Origin of the sequence: Mesorhizobium sp. SEMIA396 (assembly GCF_024518615.1) — a bacterium.
In the GTDB taxonomy this organism is placed as follows: Bacteria; Pseudomonadota; Alphaproteobacteria; order Rhizobiales; family Rhizobiaceae; genus Mesorhizobium.
This window is the reverse complement of sequence record NZ_JANIFC010000015.1, coordinates 22,167-48,006: the sequence shown is the minus strand read 5'-3', so window position 1 is coordinate 48,006 and position 25,840 is coordinate 22,167. Positions and strand designations below refer to the sequence as shown.

24 protein-coding genes and 1 tRNA gene are annotated in these 25,840 nt (G+C 62.8%); 9 read left to right on the top strand and 16 right to left on the bottom strand.

All coding sequences use genetic code 11. The features are described from left to right. Positions 1-94 precede the first annotated feature (94 nt). The 7 genes from sfnG to NP503_RS28925 all read right to left on the bottom strand — a co-directional run bounded on the left by sfnG (position 95) and on the right by NP503_RS28925 (position 8,678). On the bottom strand, positions 95-1,198 hold the full coding sequence (sfnG, locus tag NP503_RS28955) for a dimethylsulfone monooxygenase SfnG (protein WP_127270760.1): 1,104 nt from the start codon (positions 1,196-1,198) through the stop codon (positions 95-97). Positions 1,199-1,364: 166 nt separating this feature from the next. Further along, complete coding sequence (locus NP503_RS28950; RefSeq protein ID WP_127271922.1) at positions 1,365-2,825, bottom strand: FAD/NAD(P)-binding protein; 1,461 nt, start codon at positions 2,823-2,825, stop codon at positions 1,365-1,367. Beyond that, entirely contained in the window at positions 2,822-3,994 is a 1,173-nt protein-coding gene (ssuD, locus tag NP503_RS28945) for an FMNH2-dependent alkanesulfonate monooxygenase (RefSeq protein WP_127269513.1), read from the bottom strand. Before ssuD ends, NP503_RS28950 begins: the two co-directional genes overlap by 4 nt. A 238-nt stretch (positions 3,995-4,232) precedes the next feature. Next, positions 4,233-5,171, bottom strand: coding sequence for a sugar ABC transporter substrate-binding protein (locus NP503_RS28940; RefSeq protein WP_127269514.1), 939 nt, complete (start codon positions 5,169-5,171; stop codon positions 4,233-4,235). Between the two features lie 14 nt (positions 5,172-5,185). Further along, positions 5,186-6,181 carry an ABC transporter permease gene (locus NP503_RS28935; RefSeq protein ID WP_127269515.1) on the bottom strand — a complete coding sequence of 332 codons (996 nt, stop codon included), beginning with the start codon at positions 6,179-6,181 and terminating at the stop codon, positions 5,186-5,188. Next, complete coding sequence (locus tag NP503_RS28930; protein ID WP_236383297.1) at positions 6,181-7,179, bottom strand: ABC transporter permease; 999 nt, start codon at positions 7,177-7,179, stop codon at positions 6,181-6,183. Before NP503_RS28930 ends, NP503_RS28935 begins: the two co-directional genes overlap by 1 nt. Further along, complete coding sequence (locus tag NP503_RS28925; protein ID WP_127269484.1) at positions 7,176-8,678, bottom strand: sugar ABC transporter ATP-binding protein; 1,503 nt, start codon at positions 8,676-8,678, stop codon at positions 7,176-7,178. Before NP503_RS28925 ends, NP503_RS28930 begins: the two co-directional genes overlap by 4 nt. A 339-nt stretch (positions 8,679-9,017) precedes the next feature. Between NP503_RS28925 and NP503_RS28920 the strand changes: the two genes are divergently transcribed. From NP503_RS28920 to NP503_RS28905, 4 genes are all read left to right on the top strand, one after another. After that, the gene (locus NP503_RS28920) at positions 9,018-9,692 is read left to right on the top strand and encodes a GntR family transcriptional regulator (protein WP_127269483.1); all 675 of its coding nucleotides are present in this window, start codon (positions 9,018-9,020) and stop codon (positions 9,690-9,692) included. A 19-nt stretch (positions 9,693-9,711) separates the two neighbouring features. Next, a complete protein-coding gene (locus tag NP503_RS28915) occupies positions 9,712-10,041 on the top strand; it encodes an L-rhamnose mutarotase (protein WP_127269482.1) in 330 nt (109 codons plus the stop codon). A gap of 235 nt (positions 10,042-10,276) precedes the next feature. Further along, positions 10,277-11,788: a UxaA family hydrolase gene (locus tag NP503_RS28910; RefSeq protein WP_127269481.1), complete on the top strand. Its 1,512-nt coding sequence runs from the start codon at positions 10,277-10,279 to the stop codon at positions 11,786-11,788. Positions 11,789-11,856: 68 nt separating this feature from the next. Then, positions 11,857-12,603, top strand: coding sequence for an SDR family NAD(P)-dependent oxidoreductase (locus NP503_RS28905; RefSeq protein WP_127271930.1), 747 nt, complete (start codon positions 11,857-11,859; stop codon positions 12,601-12,603). 14 nt (positions 12,604-12,617) lie between these two features. Here NP503_RS28905 and NP503_RS28900 read toward each other — a convergent pair whose 3' ends face one another. The 7 genes from NP503_RS28900 to NP503_RS28870 all read right to left on the bottom strand — a co-directional run bounded on the left by NP503_RS28900 (position 12,618) and on the right by NP503_RS28870 (position 19,581). After that, positions 12,618-13,352 carry a dihydrodipicolinate synthase family protein gene (locus NP503_RS28900; RefSeq protein WP_256755018.1) on the bottom strand — a complete coding sequence of 245 codons (735 nt, stop codon included), beginning with the start codon at positions 13,350-13,352 and terminating at the stop codon, positions 12,618-12,620. Next, positions 13,353-13,523: a hypothetical protein gene (locus NP503_RS28895; RefSeq protein ID WP_245456791.1), complete on the bottom strand. Its 171-nt coding sequence runs from the start codon at positions 13,521-13,523 to the stop codon at positions 13,353-13,355. Positions 13,524-13,530: 7 nt separating this feature from the next. Then, entirely contained in the window at positions 13,531-15,243 is a 1,713-nt protein-coding gene (locus NP503_RS28890; protein ID WP_127267765.1) for an IlvD/Edd family dehydratase, read from the bottom strand. 14 nt (positions 15,244-15,257) lie between these two features. Further along, positions 15,258-16,034, bottom strand: coding sequence for an SDR family oxidoreductase (locus NP503_RS28885; RefSeq protein WP_127267764.1), 777 nt, complete (start codon positions 16,032-16,034; stop codon positions 15,258-15,260). 15 nt (positions 16,035-16,049) lie between these two features. After that, positions 16,050-17,000, bottom strand: coding sequence for an L-arabinose ABC transporter permease AraH (gene araH / locus NP503_RS28880; protein ID WP_127272533.1), 951 nt, complete (start codon positions 16,998-17,000; stop codon positions 16,050-16,052). Between the two features lie 11 nt (positions 17,001-17,011). Next, positions 17,012-18,523: an L-arabinose ABC transporter ATP-binding protein AraG gene (gene araG / locus NP503_RS28875; RefSeq protein ID WP_127267762.1), complete on the bottom strand. Its 1,512-nt coding sequence runs from the start codon at positions 18,521-18,523 to the stop codon at positions 17,012-17,014. A 68-nt stretch (positions 18,524-18,591) separates the two neighbouring features. Continuing rightward, entirely contained in the window at positions 18,592-19,581 is a 990-nt protein-coding gene (locus NP503_RS28870) for an arabinose ABC transporter substrate-binding protein (RefSeq protein WP_027039820.1), read from the bottom strand. A gap of 200 nt (positions 19,582-19,781) precedes the next feature. Here NP503_RS28870 and NP503_RS28865 point away from each other — a divergent pair, with 200 nt between their 5' ends. Both NP503_RS28865 and dgoD read left to right on the top strand, forming a co-directional pair. Next, positions 19,782-20,528: a FadR/GntR family transcriptional regulator gene (locus NP503_RS28865; RefSeq protein ID WP_127267761.1), complete on the top strand. Its 747-nt coding sequence runs from the start codon at positions 19,782-19,784 to the stop codon at positions 20,526-20,528. Between the two features lie 8 nt (positions 20,529-20,536). Next, positions 20,537-21,685: a galactonate dehydratase gene (gene dgoD / locus NP503_RS28860; RefSeq protein ID WP_127267760.1), complete on the top strand. Its 1,149-nt coding sequence runs from the start codon at positions 20,537-20,539 to the stop codon at positions 21,683-21,685. Positions 21,686-21,875: 190 nt separating this feature from the next. Here dgoD and NP503_RS28855 read toward each other — a convergent pair. Both NP503_RS28855 and NP503_RS28850 read right to left on the bottom strand, forming a co-directional pair. Further along, positions 21,876-21,951, bottom strand: a tRNA-Ala gene (locus NP503_RS28855). 172 nt (positions 21,952-22,123) lie between these two features. Continuing rightward, on the bottom strand, positions 22,124-22,513 hold the full coding sequence (locus NP503_RS28850; protein WP_013528180.1) for a TIGR02300 family protein: 390 nt from the start codon (positions 22,511-22,513) through the stop codon (positions 22,124-22,126). Between the two features lie 206 nt (positions 22,514-22,719). Between NP503_RS28850 and aroA the strand changes: the two genes are divergently transcribed. From aroA to cmk, 3 genes are all read left to right on the top strand, one after another. Next, complete coding sequence (gene aroA / locus NP503_RS28845) at positions 22,720-24,081, top strand: 3-phosphoshikimate 1-carboxyvinyltransferase (protein WP_127272415.1); 1,362 nt, start codon at positions 22,720-22,722, stop codon at positions 24,079-24,081. A 10-nt stretch (positions 24,082-24,091) separates the two neighbouring features. Then, the gene (locus NP503_RS28840) at positions 24,092-24,898 is read left to right on the top strand and encodes a hypothetical protein (RefSeq protein WP_127269105.1); all 807 of its coding nucleotides are present in this window, start codon (positions 24,092-24,094) and stop codon (positions 24,896-24,898) included. A gap of 151 nt (positions 24,899-25,049) precedes the next feature. Continuing rightward, positions 25,050-25,691, top strand: a complete 642-nt coding sequence (cmk, locus tag NP503_RS28835) for a (d)CMP kinase (protein ID WP_127269104.1) — start codon at positions 25,050-25,052, stop codon at positions 25,689-25,691. Positions 25,692-25,840 lie beyond the last annotated feature (149 nt).

The window sequence follows — 25,840 nt, the reverse complement described above, 5'->3', positions numbered from 1 at the left end:
GGCGCGCAAAATCCTATTGCCGCCCGACGGATCAGCGCGCCGGGCAAGCTTCATGTGTGCAGGCCGGCGCCTGCCCGGCGTGCCTATGGGGTGACTACTCCGCCGCCAGCGACGCCGCCGCCTCGGCATCTTCCAGTTCGCGAACGAGTGGGATGACATGCTTGCCGAAATACTCGACCTCTTCCTGGAAGTGCAGGAAACCGAGCAGGATGAGATCCGCACCCGCGCGCTTCAGGTCGACGACGCGTTGAGCGACCTGCCTGGGGGTGCCGATCAGGTTGGAGCGGAAGCCGTCATTGTACTGGACCAGGTCGTCGAAGGACGATTTCGCCCAATTGCCCTCACCTTCCGGCGAGGCCTTACCGGCGTTCTTGACCTCATGGCCGAAAGCATTGACCGCTTCGGGATTGGCCTTGGCGATGATTTCGGCGAGCACCGTCTTGGCCTCCTCCTCGGTCTCGCGAACGACAGCGAAAGCGTTGACGCCGACCTTGACGGAATGGTTGTTGGCCTTCGCCTTGGCCCTGAGGTCGTCGACCTGCTTGGCGATTTCAGCCGGCGTGTTGCCGTTGGTGAAGTACCAGTCCGAAACCCGTGATGCCATGTCGCGTGCGGCGCGCGACGAGCCACCCTGGAAGATTTCGGGCAGCGGCTGCGGCGGCTTCGGCTTCAGCGAATATTCGTTGAAGCGGTAGAAATCACCACGGAAGGTGAAGCTGTCTTCAGTCCATATTCCGCGCAGCGCACGAATGAATTCTTCCGAGCGGCGGTAGCGCTCGTCATGGTCGAGCCAATGCTCGCCAATGGCGTGGAACTCGCCGCGGAACCAGCCGGAGACAAGATTGATCGCGACGCGGCCGTTGGTCAGGTAGCTGATGGTGGCGATCTGCTTGGCCGCCAGCGCCGGGTTCCATGGCCCGGGCAGGATCGCGGCGATGACCTTGAGCGTGGTGGTCGCCGCCAGCAGATCATGGCTGAACGCCACCGATTCATGCTGTTCGTCGGCGCCGTAGCCAGCGGTGAAACGGATCTGGCTGAGCGCGTAGTCGAAGCCGGACCTCTCGGCGATCTGCGCCAGCTTGCGGTTATACTCGGCCGAATGGTTGGTGCGCTGCTCGATGTTGGAGATCACCAGGCCGCCCGAAACATTCGGCACCCAGTAGGCAAACTTGATCGCGTCGGTCTCTGCGTGTGCCATGAAATGTCTCCCATTCAGGCCGTGTCATTGATCGATCCGGCCGCAGCCGGACTTCGCCGATATTTATTATGTTTATAGAATAAATATACAAAGAAGGATTTTCCGTTTTTGGGGCACTCTTGGGGCGGAAATACCAATTTTCGCTGCCGAACCCGGCCTGCAGATGTCAGCCCGCAAGAGGTCCATGCGCGGCATGGGCGCCGATCGCCTGCGCTGACGGCAGCGTAACCAGCAGCTTGGCAATTTCCCCCGCGACCGCCTGGGCATGGCGGGCGACTTCCGGCAGACCCATGAGCTCGCCGAAAGTGCCTCTTGCCAGCGGGCCGGCGACCAGGAGTGTCGCAACCGCCTCACCGTCCGAGCCGATTGCGCGGCTGTCGAGACTTGTCTCGATGCCAAGTCCATATTGGTCCGTCCTGATCAAGCCGGCTTCCGCCAGCGAGCTCAGCGCCGGGTTCAGCTGTAATGCCTGCCCATGAGCCGGACCCGTAGTGTTGATGACGGCATCGAAGCGCGTCGTCTCGATCCGTGTCTGCCCGCGTCGTTGAAAGCTGACAGCCAGGCTGCCGTCCTCATCGTTCGACGCGACAAGCCTGGCGGCAATGGTGTCGAATGTTCCGGCCGCATGACGCCGGTCGAGCACCGCCGCCACCTGCGGAGCGATCCTGAAGCGATGCACGTCCCAGAACACGCGCAGCCGGCGGACCAGCCTTGCCCGCTCCGGCGGGGCAAGTGCGGCCCACAGCACCGGCCCCTGCAGGCGCAGTTGGTCGAAGACCGACTGCCAGTTGACATTGGCCGCTCTCGCAGCTGTCAGCGTCGCGCGAATGGCCCTGAGCAGGCCGAGCGCCGTCGTGGCCGGCGCGGATGCAAAATCGCCAAAAGGCTCGCCCCTGACATCGGGGTGTCCGCGCGAGCGTAAGCCGCGGCGCGACAGCGCGAGGATGCGGCCGCGATGGCCACGACGGTCGAGTTCGGCGACCATGTCGGCAGAGGTCAGCCCGGAGCCGACGATCAGCACCGACGCCTCCGGACCAATCCCGGCAAGCGCCGCTGGTGCGTACGGGTCGGCGATGAAACCCGGTGCTTCCGTCAGATGGATCAGCGCGGCTGGAATCGCGGGCTGTGGGTGCGTCGCTGCCAGGACGACGATATCGGCAGCGACCAACCCACTGGACGTATGCACGGTCCAGCCCGCGCCACTGGCATCGCGCGTCACGCGTATGGCGAGACCTTCGGCATGACGGACAAGGCCGGAACCGAGATACGGCGCCAGATGCTCGGCGACGTAGCGACCGAACACACGCCGGCGCGGAAAAGCGTCGCCGTTCTTCCAGATGGCGTCCGGGTCGTGTTCGAGTTCTCCGCTGCCAGTCAACCAGCGTGCAAAATGCTGCGGGTCGTCGGGAGCCATGCTCATCCTGATCGCGGGAACATTAACCCGATGAGACGGTTCCTCGCTGGAATAGGCAAGGCCACCGCCAAGAACCGGTCGTGGCTCGATCACGGAAATGGAAATGCGCTCCGGTCGAGGCATTTGCGCCAGGTGCCACGCCACCGCGGCGCCGGAAAAGCCGCCGCCGATAATGGCGACGCGCAACCGCGAGGACGCAGGAAGCAAGTTCACGAGGCGCTGGCGAGCGACTTCGGCCGGTGGTCGCCGGCGATGGTTTCGCCGAACGGACCGGTGTTTACGGAAGAGCCGGCTGCCTTGACCAGATGGTCGGTCGGCAGTTTCGGCAGCACCAGCTCGCCGAAGCGATAGGCTTCTTCGAGATGCGGATAGCCGGAAAGGATGAAGGTATCGATACCGAGGCGCCGGTACTCGTCGATGCGCTCGGCGATCGTGTCGGGATCGCCGACAAGTGCGGTCCCTGCGCCGCCGCGCACCAGGCCGACGCCGGCCCACAGATTGGGCGCGATCTCGAGCTTGGCGCGATTGCCGCCATGCAATGCGCTCATCCGCGCCTGGCCGACCGAATCCATGCGGGCAAAGACCTTCTGCGCCGAGGCGATCGTCGCATCGTCGAGCCGGCTGATCAGCCTGTCGGCCGCGGCCCAAGCCTCCTCGGTGGTTTCGCGGACGATGACATGCAGCCTAATGCCGAAGGAGAGCTTGCGGCCAGCCTTCTGCGCCAGTTCACGCATGCCGTCCAGCTTGCGCTCGACATCGGCTGGCGGCTCGCCCCAGGTCAAATATTTGTCGATCTCCTGCGCTGCCACAGTCGACCCGGCATCGGACGAGCCGCCGAAGTAGAGCGGGGGATAGGGTGTCTGCACCGGCGGAAACAGCAGCCTTCCATCCTCGATGCGGAAATGCTTGCCCTCATGCTCGACCGTCTCGCCGCTCAGCACCCGCTTGTAGATCCGAAGGAATTCCTGCGTCACCTCGTAGCGCTCGGCATGCGACAGGAAAATGCCGTCGCCCTTGTTCTCCAGCGGATCGCCGCCGGTGACGACGTTGATCAGCAGGCGGCCATTGGAGATGCGATCCAGCGTCGCAGTCATGCGCGCGGCGAGCGTCGGCGACTGCAAACCGGGGCGCACGGCGACAAGGAAACGCAAGCGTTCGGTCATCGGCACGAGAGCCGATGCGATCACCCAGGAATCCTCGCACGAGCGGCCGGTCGGCAACAGCACGCCATAGTAGCCGAGCGTGTCGGCCGCCTTCGCCACTTGCGTCAGATACGGCAGATCGACCGATCTGCCGCCCTCGGCCGTGCCAAGATAACGACTGTCGCCATGCGTCGGCAGAAACCAGAGCACCTTGATGCGGTCCGGCACGACCCGGCTCATGGCCTCTCTCCCGCTGCCTGACGAAGGCGGCCGGATATGCCTGCTTTGGTGAGTAGCTGATGCGAAAGAGTGGGCATGGCGTGGTCCTGTCCGGGTGGAAACCAGATCGCCAGTGCAGATTGCTTATTCCACAAACTCTGTAGAGTTAGTTTATTCCAATTCTGCCGCCGCTATTAGAATTTCTCTCTCTGGCAAGAAAAGGAGGCCGGCCCGAATACACCGGGCCGGCCTCCTTGTATCAGAACGCTGGTTCGACCGCGTTGACGTTGTCCTTGGTGACGACGGTCAGCGGGATGGGCAGCCGGTCCTTGACCTGCTTGCCGTCGATGATCTCGGCCATCGTGTTGATCGCCAGGCGGCCATCCTCGACGGGCGACTGGACGATGGTCGAGTACATTTCATTGGTGCGGATCGATTCGAACGCATCCTTCTGGCCATTGATGCCGACGATCGGCGGTGCGGCCTTGGAGGGGTTGGCCTCCTTCCAGGCATCGATGAAGCCGCGGGCCATCGTGTCGTCATTGGCGTAGACGCCGCTGATCTGGTCGCCGAAGCGTGTGATCAGATCGCGGCTGACCACCAGCGCCTTTTGCTGGTCGAAGTCGGCGTTGACCGTGTCGAGCACCTTGATGTCTGCATTGGTTTCCTTGAGACGGTCGGTGAAGCCGCTGACGCGTCCGATCGTGGTGCCGTTGCCGGCCTGGCCGGCGATGATGACGACGGAGCCCTTGCCGCCGAGCGCCTTGCTCAGCGAGTCCGCCGCCAGCTTGCCTTCCTCGTAGACGTCAGGCCCGGTGAACGACTTGATGAACGGCTTGGCATCGTCGCTCATCGGCGAATTGATGAGGATCGCCGGAATGTTCGCCTGCTGCGCGCGCGCCAGCCCCGGTATGTATGCCTGCGGGTCGAGCGGCCACAGGATGATGCCGTCGACCTTGCGCGCAACGCAGGTGTTGAGCTGCTCGGTGCCTTTCTGGACATCAAAATCCTGGCTGAGGCTCAGGATCTCGATGCCGAGTTCCGCGGCGCGCGCCTGAAGCGCCTTGTTGGCCGGCGTCGCGTAGGCATGCGAATCCGCTGCCGTCACGTAGCAAACCGTCTTGGCACTGGCCCAGCCCGTCGATGCCAGCACAGCCGCCACGGCGGCGACGTGAAGCATGCTTTTCTTGCCAATCATGTGTTTCCTCCCGATCATGTGGTTCCTCCTTGAGTGATTGGATTGTCGCGAACGAGCGCCGGGCGCGTGCCCGGAGCCCTCCCCTTGGTGGTAACGGCCCGATCGAGCACGACGAGCAGGATCAGGATAAGCCCGGACACGACCTGCTGGACGTATGCGGGAACGGACTGGAACTCCATCGCGATGGTCAGCGAGCCGATTGTCAGCACGCCGCCGAGCGTGCCGAGCGCGGATCCCCTGCCGCCTTCGAGACGAGTCCCGCCGACAACGACCGCGGCAATGACGGCGACCGTCAGTTCCGAGCCGAAGACAGGCGAGCCGGTGTTGGTGACGAGGCTCTGGAGAACCCCCGCCAGGCCGGCAAGCGTGCCGGCAAAGACAAAGCCGAGAAAGACGATACGGTCCGAGGCGATACCGCTTTCCTTGGCAGCCGCCGGGTTGGACCCCACCGCAAAGACGTTGCGCCCGGGTATGGTGCGCGTCAGCCAGAAATGCAGCAGCACGATCAGGGCGATGAACAGCGCGCTGCGGAGGGTGAAGACATCGAGATAGATCTTGGCCAGCGCCAGGGAGAGCATGATGTCGGTTCCGGTCACCGGCTGGCTGTTGGTGATCCAGTGGGAGAGCGAGCGGAAAATCAACATCGTCGCGAGCGTCAGCACGAGCGAATTCACCTTCAGGCCGACGACCAGCATGCCGTTGACGGCGCCTGCCAAGGTACCGACCAGGATGCCGACGATCGCCGCAGGGAGAATGCCGATCTCTCGCTGCAGGATGACCGATACGATGCCGGCCAGGGCAAACACCGCGCCACCGGAGAGGTCGATCTGGCCCGATATCAAAAGCACCGTCAGGCCGATCGCGATCAGGCCGATTGTCGCCGCCCGGTCGAGGCCGAGGCCGAGGGTCGATGCCGAGAGGTAGCCGGGGACCACCAGCGCGGAAATGACAAGCGTCAGGCCGAGAATGACGACGACGCGATACTGCGAGACAAGCGAAAGAAAACGCATCACGACACGCCCCGCTTGCGCAGCGCCGCATCCATGCCAACGGCACCGACGATCAGGATGCCGAGCACGAAACCCTGTATCGGCGTGCGCACACCGTCGAGCACCATGACGTTGGTCAACAGTTGCACGAAGATGAGGCCGGCGATGGCCCGTGGCACCGATCCGAAGCCGCCGACGATCGACACGCCGCCGACCACCACCGCCGTGATGGCACTGAATTCGTAGCCGCCGCCGATGAGCGGCCGCGCGCTCTGCAGCGTCAGCCCGAGCAGGCCGCCGCTGATGCCGGAAGCGAGTGCTGTGATCACGAAGGCGCCAGCCTTCACGGCCTGCACCGGAACCGCACTTGCCTCGGCGGCGCTGTAATTGCCGCCGGTGGCAAGCGTCCATCTGCCCCAGAAGGAGCGGGACAGCACGAAATGGCCGACAAGAGCAATGACCAGGAAGATCAGCACCACGACTGGAATGCCGAACAGCCGGCCCTTGGCGAACTCGGCGGAGGCGGGATTGCTGCCATAGACGATGACCCCGCCGACAGCCGCCTGGACGATGCCCAGTCCGATCGTGCCAATGCCGAGCGTGGCAATGATGGGGTTGATGCCGACATAGCCGACCAGGACGCCGTTGAGCAGGCCTATGAGGCCGGCAAGGCCGACGGCCAGGACGAAGGCGGGCAGCGGCCCGATCATCGGCTGCAGCCCGAGCGACAGGATGGCGCCGCAGGCGATGGTGGCCGGCACCGAGAGGTCGGCCAGGCCGCCGACCACGAGCACGAAGGTCATGCCGACGACGACGATGCCGACGATGGACATCGAGGTCAGGACGTTGAGCAAATTGCCTGATGTGAAGAAGGCGGGGCTGACGAAGGAGCCGTAGAGCATCACGGCGAGGATGGCGAAGGCCAGCCCCGCCTTCGACAGGACACCGATAAGCCTGCTGCCACGCGTGAAGCGGTCGTTGCGGTTCACACCGCCGATCTCCATGGCCGCTTCGGTCACGCCATCTCCTCCCCCGTGGCCAGCGCCATGATGCGTTCCTCGCTCAATTCGCTGCGCAGGAGAGGCTCGGAGGCGTGTCCATCGCGCATCACCACCACGCGGTCGCAGACGCCAAGGATTTCGGGCAGTTCCGAGGAGATCATCACCACCGCCATGCCGCCTGCGACGAGCTGGCCAATGATGTGGTGGATCTCGGCCTTGGCGCCGACGTCGACGCCCCGCGTCGGCTCGTCGAGGATCAAGACCAGGGGCTTGGCGGCAAGCCATTTGGCGATGACCGTCTTCTGCTGGTTACCGCCCGACAGAAGGCTGATGCGCCGTTCGCCGTCGGGCGGTGAAATCGAAAACTGCTTGACCGAGTCCGCGGCAAGCGCGTGATCGGCGCTGCGGCTGATGCGCCCGAAACGGCTCAGGCGGCGCAGTATGGGCAGGCTGATGTTTTCCCGGATCGACATTCCAGGCACGACGCCGTCGCCCTTGCGATCTTCCGGAACATAGGCAATGCCTGCCCTGACCGCCTGGGATGGCGAGTTGATCGAGACCTCGCGTCCGTTGACGCTGACTGTGCCTTCGACAAGCCGCGACAGGCCGAAGATCGCGCGGGCGACCTCGGTGCGGCCAGCGCCCACCAGCCCGGTCAAGCCCAGTATCTCGCCGGCGCGTACATCGAAGCTGACATCGCGGAAGCGCGCGCCGTCGCTGATGCGTTCGACGCGCAGCACCGACTTGCCGATCTCGGCCGGGCTTTTCGGGAAGACATTGCTGACTTCGCGACCGACCATCAGCCTGATCATGTGAGCGGCATTTATGCCTTCGATCGGCCGCGTCTCGATCATTGATCCGTCGCGCAGCACAGTCACCTCGTCGGCAATTTCGAGCACCTCCTTCAGTCGGTGGCTGATATAGATGATGGCGATTCCGTCATCGCGCATCTTGCGCAAGATCCGGAACAACGCCGCCGTCTCATGCTCGCTGAGGCTGGATGTCGGTTCGTCCAGGACGATGATCCTGGGCTGCGCCGCGTAGGCCTTGGCGATCTCGACGAGCTGCTGCTGGCTGATCGACAGGTTGCCGAGCCGTTCACGCGGGTTGATGGCCGCTCCGAGCTCATCGAGGACGGCGGCTGCAGCCCGGATCATCTCGCCCTTGCGCAGAAAGGTCCACTTGCCCGGCATGCGGCCGAGATAGACGTTTTCGGCGACGCTCAGGTCGGGGACCAGATTGATTTCCTGATGCACCATGCGGATGCCCAGCGCCTGGGCATCGGCGGGCCGGCGCATGCGCACTTCGGCGCCGCCGACCCTGATTGCGCCGCTGGTGGGTGCGTAGGACCCGTTGAGCACTTTCATGAGCGTCGATTTGCCGGCGCCGTTCTCACCCACGACCGCATGAACGGTGCCGAATTTCACGGCGAAATTGACGTTGGACAGAGCCTTCACGCCCGGGAACGTCTTGCTGATGCCTCGCATGTCCAAGGCGCAATCGGCGGCGACAGTCATATCTGGCTAGGTTCCTCCTGGCGGCCGGCCGATCGTCCTCGGTATCGGCCATCGATATTTTAGTATAATAGCTGCTTCAACACAGCTCGACCCCTCTTCGAACTGGCTTGAACGTCCGGGCTTTTGAACACGCGACTCAGTCCAGGCTCTCGGTTGCGGTTGAATTTCTCACCGCGGATGATGACTATTGCACTAATATAATAGTTCTGGCAAGGTGGATTTCCGGCGGTCGTTATGAACATCGTGTCCACCGACACCCGACCGCTTCCATTGGATGCGTTCCGATTGACATTCTAGTATTATCTGGCCATTTCTGGTGAACGAAGATACGGATTTGCAATGGACCTGGATCCTTCGACGCTCAATCGGGCTCTTCCGCTCCGCGATCAGATCTACCACAAGATCCGCAACCTGATCGTCGTCGGGCAGCTGAAGCCGGGAGAGGTCATCAACGAAGTCGCCATCGCGGAGGCCCTGGGGGTGTCGCGCACCCCGGTGCGCGAAGCGGTCAAGCGCATCAGCGACGAGGGCCTGGTCAAGATCTTGGCACAGACCGGCACCTATGTCGCTCCGATCAGCCGGGCCGACCTGGAAGAAGCCTATGTCATTCGGCGGGCACTGGAGATGGAGAGCGCCCGACGCGCGGCCGCCAAGTTCACACCGGCCGCCAGCGAATTGCTGGAAGACAACATGGCGGCGCACCGGCTCGCCATATCGCGAGGCAGATATGCCACCGCGATACAGCTCGACGATGTCTTTCACCGCACCATCGCCGAGATCTGCGGCCTGCCGATGATCTGGAGAGCCGTCGACATCTCAAAGGCACAGATGGATCGCGGCCGCTATCTCGCCATCCCCAAGCCGGGCTATGGCGAACAGACGATCGAGCAGCACGAGGCCATTTTCGACGCGCTGAAGCGCCACGACGCCGAGGGTGCGGCGCAAGCGATGGAACACCATCTCGAGACGTCGTTCCGCAACACGCTCGAAGTCGCCGCCGACCTTCTCGACTGAAGCCCTGCGAGCCACCGGCATGCAAAGAATGGGACTTTGTATCGGCGTGAAAGCAGAGGCGATCGCGGACTACAGGCGCGTCCACGCCGCTGTCTGGCCCGACGTCCTCGAGGTCATCAGCGGCGCCAACATCCGCAACTATTCGATCTTCCTGCGCGAACCGGAGAACCTTCTGTTCGCCTGCTGGGAGTATCACGGCAGCGACTTCGCCAAGGATGCGGCGCGAATGGGCGAGTCGCCGGCGATGCGCAAATGGTGGGAGCTGTGCGACCCCATGCAGACGCCACTGCCGACGCGCGCCGACGGCGAATGGTGGGCGGCGATGGAAGAGGTCTTCCATCTCGACTGACCGTGTCCCGGCCGGGCGGCGATCCGTTGTTTCATCCAGCCGTTTGCCGCCCTCAAACTGCGCCGCAAGGCGCTCTCATCGCACGCCACTCACCTGACCGATCCGCCGCAACGCCCTGCAGTCCAGGCCTTTCGCAACCGCACCTTGACCACTGACATTCTATTATATTAGTATTCCAAATCACTTTTGCCTCTCGACGCTCCTTGTCGGGGAGAGCCTTTTCAGAGTTTGGGTCATGGCACGGTTCATCAAGCTGTCGGATACAGACAACATTCTTCTGGCGGTCGATCCGTTGAAGATCGGCGACAAAGCCGGGGACGTGGCAGCGAAGGCGCGCATACCGCGCGGGCATAAGATGGCCCTGCGCGACATCGGCTCGGACGACCCGATCGTGAAATACGGCCAGACCATTGGCTTTGCGCGGGAACCCATCGTCGCCGGCGACTGGGTTCACGAGCACAATGTGTATCTGCGCAATTTCGAACGCGACTACGTCTTCGGCACCAATACCAGGCAAACCGAGATCGTTGCCGAGGCCGAGCGGGCCACCTTCATGGGTTACCGTCGGCCGAGCGGCAAGGTCGGCACGCGCAACTTCATCGCCGTCCTGACGTCAGTGAATTGCTCTGCCAGCGTCGCCCGGTTCATCACCGACGAGGTCAACCGGTCTGGCATCCTGCGCGACTATCCCAATATCGACGGCATCATCGCACTCGTCCACGGCACTGGCTGCGGCATCGACACCAAGGGTCCCGCTTACGACCTGCTGAAGCGCACGCAATGGGGCTTTGCCACGAACCCCAATGTCGGCGGCGTGCTGATGGTCGGGCTCGGCTGCGAAGCGTTCCAGATTCCGCGCTGGATGCAGTCGTACAACATCGAGGAGAGCACGATTTTCCGCACGATGACGATCCAGGAAACCGGCGGCACGCGAAAGACAGTCGAGGCCGGCGTTAAGGCGATCGTCGACATGCTGCCTACGGTGAACGCCGCCGAAAGGACGCCGCAACCAGCCTCCGAACTGGTGCTAGCACTGCAATGCGGCGGATCGGACGGTTACTCCGGCATCAGCGCCAATCCGGCACTGGGTGCTGCGGTGGACCTGCTTGTCGGGCAAGGCGGCACGGCCGTGCTCTCGGAGACGCCCGAAATCTATGGCGCCGAACATCTTCTCGCCTTGCGCGCCGAGAGCCGCGCGGTGGGTGAAAAGCTGATCGAGCGCATCCGCTGGTGGGAGGATTATACCGCCAGGCACGACATGGAGATGAACAACAACCCTTCGCCCGGCAACAAGCTGGGTGGGCTGACGACCATCCTGGAGAAATCGCTCGGCGCCTCCGCCAAGGGCGGCACCACCAATCTGCGCGCAGTGCTGGAATATGCCGAGCCGATCAACGAGCGCGGCCTCGTCTTCATGGATACGCCTGGCTACGATCCGGTCTCGGCCACCGGGCAGGTCGCCGGCGGCGCCAACATATTGTGCTTCACCACCGGCCGCGGTTCGGCCTTCGGCTGCAAGCCGACGCCCTCGATCAAGCTTGCCTCCAACACCTTTATCTTCGAGCAGATGCGCGAGGACATGGACATCAATTGCGGAGACATACTGGACGGCGTCTCGCTGGCCGAGAAGGGCGAGGAAATCTTCGCCGAGATCCTGCGCGTCGCATCCGGCGGGCGCACCAGGTCGGAAGCGCTCGGCTATGGCGACAACGAGTTCGTGCCATGGAGCCTTGGCGCAACCATGTAGCGATATCGCCCGCCTGCGCAGGCCGGCCTTTATCCCGGAAGTAGCTCAAACGGAAAGAACCGCTCGACATGAACAGGATCGATCTTGACGGCCAGCACGCTGTGGTCACCGGCGGCGCCCAGGGCCTCGGCTTTGCGATGGCCAGACGTTTCGTCGCCTCCGGCGCGACGGTAACCTTGTGGGACCTCGATGAGGCCCGCCTCGAAACCGCCAAGAAGGAACTCGGCAGCGCCGCCACGACGGAGACCGTGGACGTCGCCGATTGGGCGTCGGTGGACGCGGCGCGCGCCAGGACCGAAGAGCTGGCCGGCAAGATTTCCATTCTGGTCAATTCCGCCGGAATTGCCGGCCCGGCCGCCCCGCTCGACGTCTACGACATCGAGACGTGGAAGAAGGTCATCGACGTCAACGTAAACGGTACGTTCTACGTCAATCGCGCCGTGGTTCCCGGAATGAAGGAGCGCAATTACGGACGGATCGTCAACATCGCTTCGGTGGCCGGCAAGGAAGGCAACCCCAACGCCTCCGCCTATTCAGCCTCGAAGGCGGCGGTCATCGGCTTGACCAAGTCGCTCGGCAAGGAACTGGCGCAGTACGACATCGCCGTGAACTGCATCTCGCCGGCCACGGCACAGACGCGCATCCTCGAACAACTGACGCCGGAGCACATCGAATATATGCGCTCGCGCATTCCGCGCGGCCGCCTGCTGGAGGTTGACGAAGCCGCGGCGATGGTCGCCTGGCTCGTCTCCAAGGAGAACAGCTTTACAACCGCCTCCACGTTCGACCTGTCGGGTGGACGGACGACCTACTGAAAGGCAGTTGCCGTTCAGCCAGGCAACCGACCCAGACCAATCGCAAAGCGCTCCACCATTGCGAGGCCAGGCTCGCCTGGCCGCATCGCCGGAGCCCGGTCATGTACCGGGATGCCGGCGCGGGCGCCGAACAGCCGCTTGCCGTAACAGACCAGGCTCTCGATGCCTTGCATGACGAAGACGGCAGCCGGCAATATTCTTGCATATTCAGCCTCGGCCGTGACTTCGTCTCCGGCGCGGAACGCATGATAGGCGCGCACGGCATAGTCGGCGCAATCCGGCGCCAGGATCATGCCGCGGCAACCGATGCGGAAATTGTCGATCAGTTCCAGGCCGCCGCGTCCGTTGAAAACCGGTATCCGGCCTTCGGTGCGCTCGATCAGCCCGGCGATGTCGGTGACCGGACCTTCGCCCTTGATCAGCCTTATGTTGGGATGCAGCGTGACGAGTTCGCGGATTTCGTCCGATGACAGGCCGCGCCCGAAAAAGGCCGGCGCGTTCTGGATCGCCACCGGCAGGTCGGTCGCCTCGGCGACGCGGCCGAAGAACTTGATGTATTCCGGCGCACCATAGGATCCGGCTGGCGGCGGCTGCAGGATCACCCAATCCGCTCCGACGCTTTCGGCATGGCGAACCTGCGCCACCTGCTCAGCCACAGAAGAACCGAAGATGGTGAAGGCGAGCGGCACTTTTCCTGCGGTGTCTTCCGCCGTCCAGTCCATGATCGTCCGACGCTCGGCCTCGGTCAGCTAGGCGACTTCCGTTGCCAGGCCGAGCGCCGCCATGCCGTGCACGCCGGTCGCGAGGCAGATCTCGACCTGCCGACGCATCGCCGCGCGGTCCAGCTGTTCGTTCACGTCAAAGAGCGCGTAGAGAATGGCGTGAATACCGTGGAAATCATCTGGTTTGAATTTTGTCACGCGTACCTCAATGGCTTTCGCGTGGAATGGCATGGCCACGGCTTCCGACGAGAAAGTCGAGGTCGGCGCCACGATCCGCCTGCAGGACATGGTCGACGTAGAGGCCTTGATAGCCGCCGCGCATCGCCGGGACGGGCGGTAGCCAGGATTCACGACGCCGCGCCAACTCCTGTTCCGACACGTCGAGATGCAGCTTCCTCGCTTCGACATCGAGCTCGATGAAGTCGCCGCTCCTGACCAGCGCCAGCGGGCCGCCGATAGCGGCTTCGGGTGCGGCATGCAGAACGACAGTGCCGAAGGCGGTACCGGACATGCGGGCGTCGGAGATGCGGATCATATCGCGGACGCCTTGCTTCAGCAGCTTCCGAGGCAGCGCCATGTTGCCGACTTCGGCCATGCCAGGATAGCCTTTCGGCCCGCAATTCTTCAGCACCATGATCGACGCATCGTCGATGTCCAGCAAGGGATCGTCGACGCGCGCCTTGTAGTCGTCGATGTCCTCGAAGACGACGGCGCGGCCGCGATGCTTCATCAGCGCTGGCGAGGCGGCGGACGGCTTGATAATGGCGCCGTCGGGCGCCAGATTGCCGCGCAGCACCGCGATGCCGCCGTGCGATGTCAGCGCCTTGTCGCGCGGGCGGATCACCTCCGGATTGTAGTTTTGGGCGTCACTGATGTTCTCGCACACGCTCTTGCCGGTGACGGTCAGCGCGTCGAGATCAAGCAGATCGGCCATCTCCTTCATGACGGCCGGAATGCCACCGGCGTAGCAGAAATCCTCCATCAGGAAACGGCCGGACGGCATCAGGTCGAGGATGGTCGGCACATCGCGGCCATATCTGTCCCAATCGTCCAGCGTCAGCTCGGTGCCGACGCGGCCGGCGATTGCCAGCAGATGCACGACCGCATTGGTCGAGCCGCCGATCGCGCCATTGATGCGGATCGCGTTGGCGAAGGCTTGTCTGGTGAGGATAGCCGACAGGCGCAGATCCTCATTGACCATCTCGACGATGCGCCGTCCGGTCATGCGGGCGATGCGGCTGCGGCGTGCATCGACTGCCGGATAGGCGGCGTTGCCCGGCAGCGCCAGGCCGAGCGCCTCGACCATCGAGGCCATGGTCGAGGCCGTGCCCATGGTCATGCAGTGACCGGGTGAGCGCGACATGGCGCTCTCGGCATTGGCGAAATCCTGCTCGCTCATCACGCCGGCGCGAACGTCTTCCGAAAACTTCCACACATCGGTGCCGGAACCGATTTCGCGGCCTTGGAAGCGGCCATTGAGCATCGGCCCGCCGGAAATAACGATCGACGGCAGATCGCAAGAGGCCGCGCCCATGACCAGCGATGGCGTGGTCTTGTCGCAGCCGGCCATCAGCACGACGCCGTCCATCGGGTTGCCGCGGATCGCCTCCTCGACATCCATCGAGGCGAGGTTGCGAAACAGCATCGCCGTCGGCCGCAGATTGGACTCGCCGCAAGAGAAGACCGGGAATTCGAGCGGCAGGCCGCCGGCTTCCAGCACGCCGGCCTTGATGTGCTCGATCAGAGCACGGAAATGCACGTGGCAAGGCGTGAATTCGGAGAATGTGTTGCAGATGCCGATCACCGGACGGCCGTCGAAGGCATCATCGGGCAGGCCGTTGTTCTTCATCCAGCTGCGGTGGATGAAGGCATCCTTGCCCAGCCCGCCGAACCAGTGCTGCGATCGTCTCTTGGTCATGGTCTTTCCGGCGTTCAGGCGGGATGCTGGAGCTGGCTCAGTCCACCGTCGACGACGAGCGTGGCCGCGTTCATGAACGGGCACTCGTCGGAAATCATGAACACCGCGGCAAGCGCGATCTCGTGCGCCGTGGCGATGCGGCCGCCGGGGTGCAGCGCCATGGTGTTGGCGCGTGCTGTGGCTGGATCGGCAAAGCTGTTCCAGTAATCGATCGCCTTCTGCGTCTCGACATAGCCCGGCGCCAGCGCGTTCACGCGCACGCCTTGCGCCGCATATTCGAGTGCCAGCGATTTGGTCAGGCCGAGCAGCGCGTGCTTGGCGACCGGATAGGGGAAGGTGTGCGGGATGATGGTGAAGCTGTGCGTCGAGGCGATGTTGAGGATGGCGCCGCCGCTCGCGATCATGCCCGGCAGCACCGCCTTGCTGCAGTTCCAGGCTCCCTTGACGTTGACGTCGAAGTTGCGGTTCCACTCTTCCTCGGTCGCCTCGAGCGGCGTCGAGAACACATTGACCCCGGCATTGTTGATCAGCGCGTTGATCGGGCCGATCTCGGCGGCCGCTTGGCTGACGGCAGCCGCAATCCCGGCGCTGTCGCTTATGTCGGCCGCAACATGTCCGACATGGCCTTGCGGTGCGGCAAGGCCGGCGACTGCCTTGTCCAGCAACGCGCCGTCGCGGTCGACCAGGAACAGTTTTGCGCCTTCGGCCAAACAGGCTTTGGCGATGGCAAGCCCGATGCCTTGCGCTGCACCCGTCAGGAAAATGCGTTTGCCGGAAAGGCGCTCAACCATTTTTGTCCCTCCAGCCTATCGCCGGCCCAAAGCCGACGAGCGCAGATTGTCGAGCAGCACGGCCAGCAGCAAAATGACGCCGCGCACGATGTACTGGTAGAAGGCCGGGATGTTGAGCAGGTTCATGGCGTTCTCGGCGATGCCCATAATCAGCACGCCGACGATGACGCCCGACATGGTGGCGCGGCCGCCGGCAAGCGAGACTCCGCCGAGCACGCAGGCCGAGATAACCGAAAGCTCGAGCCCGACCGCCGCGTTGGGCTGGCCCGAGGTGATGCGCGACGCCAGCAGGATGCCGGCGATACCACAGACGACGCCTTGCAGCGCAAAAATCCAGATGCGCGTCCGGTCGACATTGACGCCGGCAAGCCGCGAGGCCTCCGGATTGCCGCCGATGGCCAGCGTGTTCTTGCCGAAAACGGTCCGGTTGAGGACGAAGCCGAAGATGCAAAACAGGATGGCAAGCACCCAGACCGGCGTCGGTATGCCGAGCAGTTTCGAGAGCGCCAGCTGATAGAAATCCGGGCTGTTGATGCCGACGGCGCGGCCGTCGGACGCGATCAGCGCAAAGCCGCGCACGATCTGCATGGTGGCCAGCGTCGTGATCAGCGCGTTGATGCGAAATTTGGCGATGACAACGCCGTTGATGAAGCCGACGAAAGCGCCGCAGGCGATTGCCGCCAGCAGGCCAAGCAGGATCGAGCCGGTGTAATTCGAGGCCATCACAGCGACCATGCCGGCAAAGGCGACGATCGAACCGACCGACAAGTCGAAGTCGCGCGTGGCGAGGCAGAACATCATGGTGCAGGCGACGATGCCGACGGTGACCACCGACTGCAGCAGGCCGAGCATGTTGCGGTCCGTAAGGAAGTTCGGCACCAGAGCCGACACCAACGCGAAGGCGACGACAAAGATGACGACGAGCCCCTGTTCGCCGAGCAGGATTTTTTTCAACTGGTCGGTCATGCCAAAAGTCCTCAGGATGCGATCGCGTCGGGGGTTTTCTGATCGGGGAGAGCGGCAGCCAGGATCGCCCTTTCGGCGAACTGGTCGCGGGTGAGCTCGGCGCTGACGCGGCCGCCGCACATCACCAGGATGCGGTCGCAGATGCCCATCACCTCCGGCAGTTCGGAAGAGACGACGACGATCGCCATGCCATCCTCGGCAAGCTGGTACAGTAGCTCATAGATCTCGGATTTGGCACCGACATCGATGCCGCGCGTCGGTTCGTCGACAATGAGAACCCGCACGCCCTGTTCGGACAGCCAGCGGCCGAGGATGACCTTCTGCTGGTTGCCGCCGGAGAGGTTGATGATGTCCTGCTTGCGCGACGGCGTGCGCACCTTCAGCTTCTTGATAAAGGTCTCGGCCGTGGCGATCTCGCTGGCGCGGTTGAGCACGCCGAAGCGTGTGTGATGGCGCCGCGACGAGATGTTGATGTTCTCCTCGACCGAGCGCCCCTGGATGATGCCGTCATGCTTGCGATCCTCCGAGCACAGCACGATGCCGGCCCGGATCGTGCCACGCGGATCGGTGGCGCGAACCAGCTTGCCGTCGACGGTGATGGTGCCGCCCGAGCGCGGATCGGCGCCATAGACCAACCGCATCAGCTCCGAGCGCCCGGCGCCGATCAGGCCGAAGAAGCCGACGATCTCGCCTGCCCTTGCCTCGAAACTGGCCGGTGTCTGCAGTTTGGGGCCGCTGAGAGCGTCGACCTTCAGGCGGACATCGCCTGTTTTTCGTGCGCGAAAACCCCAGATATCCGAAATCTCGCGGCCGACCATCTCGGCGACGACCTGATCGCGGGTGACGCCTTTCAGCGACGCGTGGTGCGCCGCGAGCTTGCCGTCGCGCAGCACGGTCAGGCTGTCGCAGAGCCGGAACACCTCGTCGAGCCTGTGCGAGACGTAGATGATGACCTTGCCCTCGCTGCGCAGGCGATTGATCAGGGCAAACAGGATTTCGCTTTCGCGCGAGGACAGCGACGAGGTCGGTTCGTCCAGCGCGATAACGCGTGCGTCGAGCATGACCGCCTTGGCGATCTCGACCATCTGGCGTTCGCCGATCGACAGCGTCTTGACCTTGCGGCGCATGTCGATGTCGATACCGGCCGATTTCAGCTTGGCGCCGACGTCGTCCAGCATCCGGCGACCGGCGATGATGCCGGCGTTGGCGGGGAAACGACCGAGGCTGAGGTTTTCGGCAACGGTGAGTTCAGGAACGAGTTGCAGTTCCTGATGAATGACAATGACGCCATTGTCGAAGGCATCCCGGGTCGAGGTATAGGCTTGAACCCTGCCGTCAATGCGGATCTCGCCCTGATCGGCATGCTGGTCGCCGGAGAGGATCTTGATCAGGGTGGATTTGCCGGCGCCGTTCTCGCCCATCAGGCCATGCACGGCGCCTTTGTCGACGCCGAACGAGACGTCCGACAGCGCCTTGACGCCCGGATAGGTCTTGGTGATGTGCGAGAAGTCGAGAAAGGACACGAGCCGATCCTTTTGAGCCATGACAAACAGGCGGCGGGATGAGCCGCCGCCTGTTTGTACAGGGAGGATTATTCGATGCCGAGGCCCTGGCGGACCTTCTGGTAGTCGTCACGCTTGGCGAGTGCACCGGAAGTCAGGATCAGCTTCTCCGGTTCCTTGTTGTTGGCAACCCAGTCATACATGTTGAGCGCCGTCTCGTAGCCATGACGCTTCGGCGAGATGATCACGGTGCCGACGAAGCCAGTGGCGGTCGGCTTCTTGAACTCGTTGATTGCGGAATCCGCGCCGCCAATGCCAACGCCGATCACGCTGTCAGCGGGGATGCCGACGCTTTCGGAAGCACGCACTGCGCCGAGCACCGCCTCATCGTTGAGGCCGAAGGAGACCCATTTCTTGATGTCGGCATGGGCGTTGAGCACGACCGTTGCGGCGTTGAGGGCGGCTTCGGTGTCGGTCTTGGCCTGTGGCGCGTCGAAGATGTTCTCGGCCTTGAAGCCGTTTGCCTTCAGCACCGAGATGGCACCTTCGACGCGGTCGACCGCGGTCGGCAGTTGGTCGTAGGAGACGCGGATGGCGCCGACCTCGTCGGCCTTCCAGCCGCGTGCCTTCATTTCGTCGACGATCGCCTGGCCGACGGCTTCGCCGATCTTGGTGGCCGAAATGCCCATATGCGGCACGTCTTCCAGCGCCTTGCCGTCGGCGCCGACCAGACGGTCGTCGACAGTCATCAGCTTGAGATTGTTGGCGGCGGCCTTGGCGACGATGCCGGGGCCAAGCTTCACGTCCGGTGTGCAGACGATGAAGCCCTGGGCGCCCTGGGCGCCGAGATTGTCGATGGCCGACATCAGCTTCTCACCGTCCTCGGCGCCGATCTTGACCAGGGTAAAGCCCTTCTCCTTGGCGGCCTGGTCGGCGAACTTCCATTCGTCCTGGAACCACGGCTCCTCGGGCTGTTTGACGATGAAACCGATCTTGGTGTCCTGAGCATATGCAGCGATGGTCGTGACGGACAGCACGGCAAGCGCGCCCGCGACGAGCGCGGTCTTCAAAAGTCGCATGATTACCTCCCAGCGATAGACCGGGCGCTCAGCCCGGATGCCGGAGTCTCTAATCGCTTTTATCATACTCGTCAATTGATCTGGTATGATAATTAATGTACATGCTCTGACCAGCGATCGCTGGCGCAATTGATCCGCATCCGTTAAGGGCGGACCGGCTGTGCGAAACCAGCGGTTCGCCGCCTTGGAGGAGGGCTGAGGTGACCGAGATTCTGAAAAAAGCCCCGGGAGATACGACCACTCGCCGCCCGCGCGTGATGCCGGATGTGACCAAGGCGATAGCCTCTGACATCTTCTCCGGGCGCTATCCGGCCGGCTCCTCCTTGCCGACCGAAAACGAGCTCGGCGTCGAGTATGGCGTCAGCCGCACCGTGATCCGCGAAGCCCTGAAGGTGCTGGCCGCCAAAGGGCTGGTGCTGTCGCGGCCACGCATCGGCACGATCGTCTGCAACGAGGACGACTGGAACATCATCGACCCGCAGGTGCTCGCCTGGCACGCGCCGCACGCGCTGGACGACAAGCTCTTCGACGCCATCCTCGAAACGCGCCGCGCCATCGAACCGCTGGTCGCAGAACTCGCCGCCACCCGCGCGACGCTGCAGGAAATCGCCGATCTCGAAGCGGCATGGCGAGGCATGGCCGGCGCTGGCGAGGACCTCGCCGCCTTCTCGCGCAGCGACATCGCTTTCCACCAGATCGTCTATGCCGCGAGCCACAACCCGATCTTTCGCCAGATCGGTAATCTCATCGACACCGGGCTGAAATTCTCGCTCGAGGCGACGGCGGTGATTTCGCTCGACCGGCGCATGGAGGCCGTGGCGGCGCACCGCGAGGTGGTCGAGGCGCTGCGCATGCGCAATGCCGAGGCGGCACGCGGGGCGGCAAACAAGATCCTCGACCTCGCGGCGCGCGACCTCGGCAGCGCCAAGAAACTCAAGAGCAACTGAGACTGCGCATGAAAATCATCTCGCTCACCACCTACATCGTTCCGCCGCGCTGGCTGTTCCTGAAAATCGAGACCGATGCCGGCGTCACCGGCTGGGGCGAGCCGGTCGTCGAGGGCCGGGCACTGACCGTCGAGGCAGCGGTCAAGGAGCTTGGCGATTACCTCATCGGCAAGGATCCCCGCCTGATCGAGGACCACTGGACGGTGATGCACCGCGGCGGCTTCTACCGTGGCGGGCCGATCCTGATGAGCGCCATTGCGGGCATCGACCAGGCACTGTGGGATATCAAGGGCAAGGCGCTCGGCGTGCCTGTGCATGAATTGCTCGGCGGCAAGCTGCGCGACACGATCAAGGTCTATTCCTGGATCGGCGGGGACCGGCCGGCGGAAGTCGCGGCGGGTGCCCGGGAAATGGTTGCGCGCGGTTTCCTGGCGTTGAAGATGAACGGTACCGAGGAGTTGCAGATCGTCGACAGCCACGACAAGATCGATGCCGCTGTCGAACGCGTCGCCATGGTGCGCGAGGCCGTGGGGCCCAACATCGGCATCGCCGTCGATTTTCACGGCCGCGTGCACCGGCCGATGGCGCGCGCCCTGGTCAAGGAGCTGGAGCCCTACAGGCTGATGTTCATCGAGGAGCCGGTGCTCAGCGAAAACCGCGAGGCGCTGAAGGAGATCGCCGCGCTTGGCTCGACGCCGATTGCGCTCGGTGAGCGGCTCTACAGCCGCTGGGACTTCAAGTCGGTGTTCGAGGAAGGTGTCGTCGATATCATCCAGCCAGACCTGTCGCATGCCGGCGGCATCACCGAATGCCGCAAGATCGCGGCGATGGCGGAAGCCTATGATGTGGCCGTGGCGCCGCACTGCCCGCTCGGGCCGATCGCGCTTGCTGCGTGCCTGCAGCTCGACGCGGTCAGCTACAACTGCTTCATCCAGGAGCAGAGCCTCGGCATCCACTACAATGCCGCCAACGACCTGCTCGACTATGCCGCCAACAAGGATGTCTTCCGCTACGAGGATGGTTATGTCGCCATTCCCGACGGACCGGGACTGGGTGTCGAGATCGACGAGGACTATGTCAAGGAACGCGCCAAGGAAGGCCATCGCTGGCGCAATCCGGTCTGGCGCCACAAGGACGGCTCCTTCGCCGAGTGGTGATCGGGCTGCCTTTCAGTCTCTAAGCGCTCCATGAACAGTGAGGACTTTGTCCGGCGAGCCATCGCTCTCAAGAAATGGCTCGTTCGTTCCGTTGATGGAGGCGCTTTCAGCGGCGTTGCCTGAACTGGCCACCAAGCGCAACGGCCGCAGTGCGGCACATTCATCGGCTGCGAATTGCAGAGGAACTGTTTGGTGGAGCCAATCGGGATCGAACCGACGACCTCTTGAATGCCATTCAAGCGCTCTCCCAACTGAGCTATGGCCCCACTTCCGGCAGTCAACCGGCGCCGTTTCCGGCGAAGAGATCCGGCGCGGGTTGGAGACCACGCCGTTAGTGCAGGCGGCTTCTAACCCCGCCCTTCTCAGATATCAAGCCTTCGATAGCCGCTTTTTCTTCACAGGCCACGAAAGCCCGCAAACGCCCGCTTTCAAGGCCGATCAGACCTCGTCGTCGTCGTCTCCGACGCCGATCATGTCGGCGACGTCGTCGTCTTCTTCCTCTTCGTCGGCAAGGAAAGTGTCATCTTCGTCGTCGCCGAGATCGACGTCGTCCTCATCGTCGCCAAGATCCGGCAGGTCGTCGCCCTTGACGTCCTCATCAGCCTCTTCGAGCGAGACGACCTCAACGCCTTCTTCTTCCTCGGCGTCCACTTCCTTCTCGGCCACTTCCTCTTCCTCCTCGAGAGCGGCAATCTTGCCTTCCTCGAAATAGGAACGCGGATAGGTCTTGCCGGTGTAGGGCGAGACGATCGGGTCCTTGTTCAGGTCGTAGAATTTTCGGCCCGTCTCCGGGTCGATACGTTTTGTGCCAAGTTCGGTTTTTGCCACGGCAAGCCTCGTCAATAAAAGAGTGGTCCCCTTAACCACAGTTTGCAGCGCTGTCAAAGCGAAAAGCCGGCGTCACAAAACCATGCATTGAAAGGCCTCGCATCAAGTGACGACCATGGGGATGACCATTTCGCCCCACCGTGATACGAGACCGCCGCAACAAATGAAAAGCGCCGGCCTGCCGGCATTCCGTCCAGGGAAATTCCATGTCTCACGCCGCCGCCCCCAAGCCGGCCACCGCCCGCCAATCCCCAGCCCTTTCCGGCATCGCGCGCGTGCCGGGCGACAAGTCGATCTCGCACCGTTCCTTCATGTTCGGCGGCCTCGCCTCCGGGGAGACCCGCATCACCGGCCTGCTCGAAGGCGAGGACGTGATGCGCACGGGTGCGGCCATGAAGGCAATGGGCGCGCATATCGAGAAGAACGGCGACGAGTGGGTGATCCGCGGCACCGGCAATGGGGCGCTGCTGCAGCCGGAAGGCCCGCTCGATTTCGGCAATGCCGGCACCGGCTCGCGGCTGACCATGGGCCTTGTCGGCACTTATGACATGGAGACGACCTTCATCGGCGATGCCTCGCTGTCGGGCCGGCCGATGGGCCGCGTGCTCGAACCCTTGCGCCAGATGGGCGTGCAGGTGCTGAAGGCGACACCGGGCGACCGCATGCCGATCACACTGCATGGACCGAAGCATGCCGCGCCGATCACCTATCGCGTGCCGATGGCCTCGGCGCAGGTGAAGTCCGCAGTGCTGCTCGCCGGCCTCAACACGCCCGGTATCACCACAGTCATTGAACCCGTCATGACGCGCGACCACACCGAAAAGATGCTGAAGGGGTTTGGCGCCAATCTGTCGGTCGAGACCGACGAACGCGGCGTGCGCCACATCTTCATCGAAGGCCAGGGCAAGCTGACCGGCCAGACCATCGCCGTGCCGGGCGACCCGTCCTCGGCCGGCTTCCCGCTGGTGGCCGCACTGATCGTGCCGGGTTCGGACATCACAATCGAGAACGTGCTGATGAACCCGACCCGCACCGGCCTGCTTTTGACGCTGCAGGACATGGGCGGCAAGATCGACATCCTCAACCCGCGTAATGCCGGCGGCGAGGATGTCGCCGATCTGCGCGTGCGTTACTCCGAGCTGAAGGGCGTCATCGTGCCGCCCGAGCGGGCGCCGTCGATGATCGACGAGTACCCAGTGCTCGCGGTCGCCGCCAGCTTCGCCGAGGGCGAAACGCTGATGCAGGGGCTGGAGGAGCTGCGGGTGAAGGAGTCCGACCGGCTGTCTGCCGTCGCCAATGGTCTGAAGCTCAACGGTGTCGACTGCACCGAGGGCGAGGCTTCGCTTGCCGTGCGCGGCAAACCGGGCGGCAAGGGGCTTGGCGGCCATCCCAACGGCCAGGACACGACGGTGCAGACCCATCTCGACCACCGCATTGCAATGAGCTTTCTGGTGATGGGGCTGGCGACCGAAAAGCCGGTGACCATCGACGATCAGGCGATGATCGCGACCAGCTTTCCGGAATTCATGGGGCTGATGACGGGGCTGGGCGCGGAGATTGGAGCTTGAGGGCGATAAAATGGGCGAGAGCGAGTCTGGTAAGAAGGTAGGGATAAATATCGACGTTGGCATAGGAGCCAAAGCTGAGATAAAGGCGGAAATTCCGCCCCAATCTTCCGGTCGCTTGCTAGATGCCTTGACGGATATCATCCGACCGATATCAGAGGCTCGTGGTTTGCGCGCAGATCAGATTCGGCTTCAACGGGAGGACGTTCTAGTCGAGATAGCCAAGATTGCCCGAAAGCGCCTAGACATAGAAAGCGGCCAATTTAGTCCAATTCCTAACAAGGTATTGATTCCCGCTCTCGAGAAAGCCTCTCTCGAGAGCCCTGATGATGCTGAAATGATGGAAAGATGGGCGGAGCTTATTGCCAGCGCAGCGACAGGCAGCGGGATATCCCCCCATCTCGTAAACGTACTATCTGAGCTCTCTTCAAATCAGGCTGGCCTCTTGGAGAGAATATTCTGGATAGGGAACGCGACAGATGAGAAAGAATACAAAACCGACCAGGAAGATCGGCAGTACAGAGATCGAGTAAATTCGATCGTATCAGAGGCGCCGATTATTCATCATCCCCGTAGAACGTTAATTCTTGCGGGGGCTATTCGTAGACTCATTTCGATTGATGATCCTTACGAGTCATTTTTTTATTTTGCACAATGCATTTTGCCCGGACCCGGCTCCTTCTACATGAGCGCCTCTGTATCGAGCAAAGAATTTGGCGCGTTAAACTATATGCAAGACGTTTATAATGAAGGTATAAAAGTTGATATCGCCGTACTTAGGAATTTGTCTCTAATTGAAAAAAAAGGATATTTCGTTTGAAATGAGAGATAGCACCATAGTATGCTCTGTTGAGCTGTATCGGATTTCCTCATTTGGCTATTACTTCTTAAAAATGTGCTCACATAATATTAGAGAATTCATGGACAATTCCGGAAAGAAAGACGATGAACTTCGATAAATCGGGAAAACTATGACGATAGTCGCCATCGACGGCCCCGCCGGTGCCGGCAAAGGCACGCTGGCGCGACGGCTGTCCGACCATTACCACCTCAACCTGCTCGACACCGGCCTCACTTATCGCGCCGTCGCCCATGCGCTGCTGCGGCTGGGCCTGCCGCTCGACAATGTCTCGGCGGCGGAAACCGCTGCCCGTCAGGTCGACCTGGCAAAGCTCGACCGGGCGGTGCTGTCAGCGCATGCGGTCGGCGAGGCAGCCTCGAAGGTCGCCGTGTACCCGACGGTGCGGCGCATCCTCGTCGAGAAACAACGCGACTTCGCCAAGACGCCGCCCGGGGCCGTGCTCGACGGCCGCGACATCGGCACCGTCGTCTGCCCCGACGCCGACATCAAACTCTATGTGACGGCCAGCGCCGAGGTGCGGGCACAGCGCCGGTTGGCCGAGATCGAGAGCATCGGCGGGACCGCTGATTTCACCGAGATCCTCGCCGATATCGTGCGCCGCGACGAGCGCGACATGGGTCGAGCGGACTCACCGTTGAAGCCGGCGGTCGACGCGCACTTGCTTGATACCAGCGAAATGGCTATAGAAGCCGCGTTTCTTGCAGCCATGGCGATCATAGACGACGTGCTAGCCAAGAGAGACAAGGCCTGATCCGGGTTTTCCCTCGTATTTCCGTTGTCGGAGGCGAAGAAAATACCCATATCGGGCACGAACCAGCCTGCCAGCATTCTTCATGCGCCGGAATTGCCGCTTAAAAAGCGGCCCAGGGTTTTTGTAGCCCGGAACGCCGGCAGGCCAAC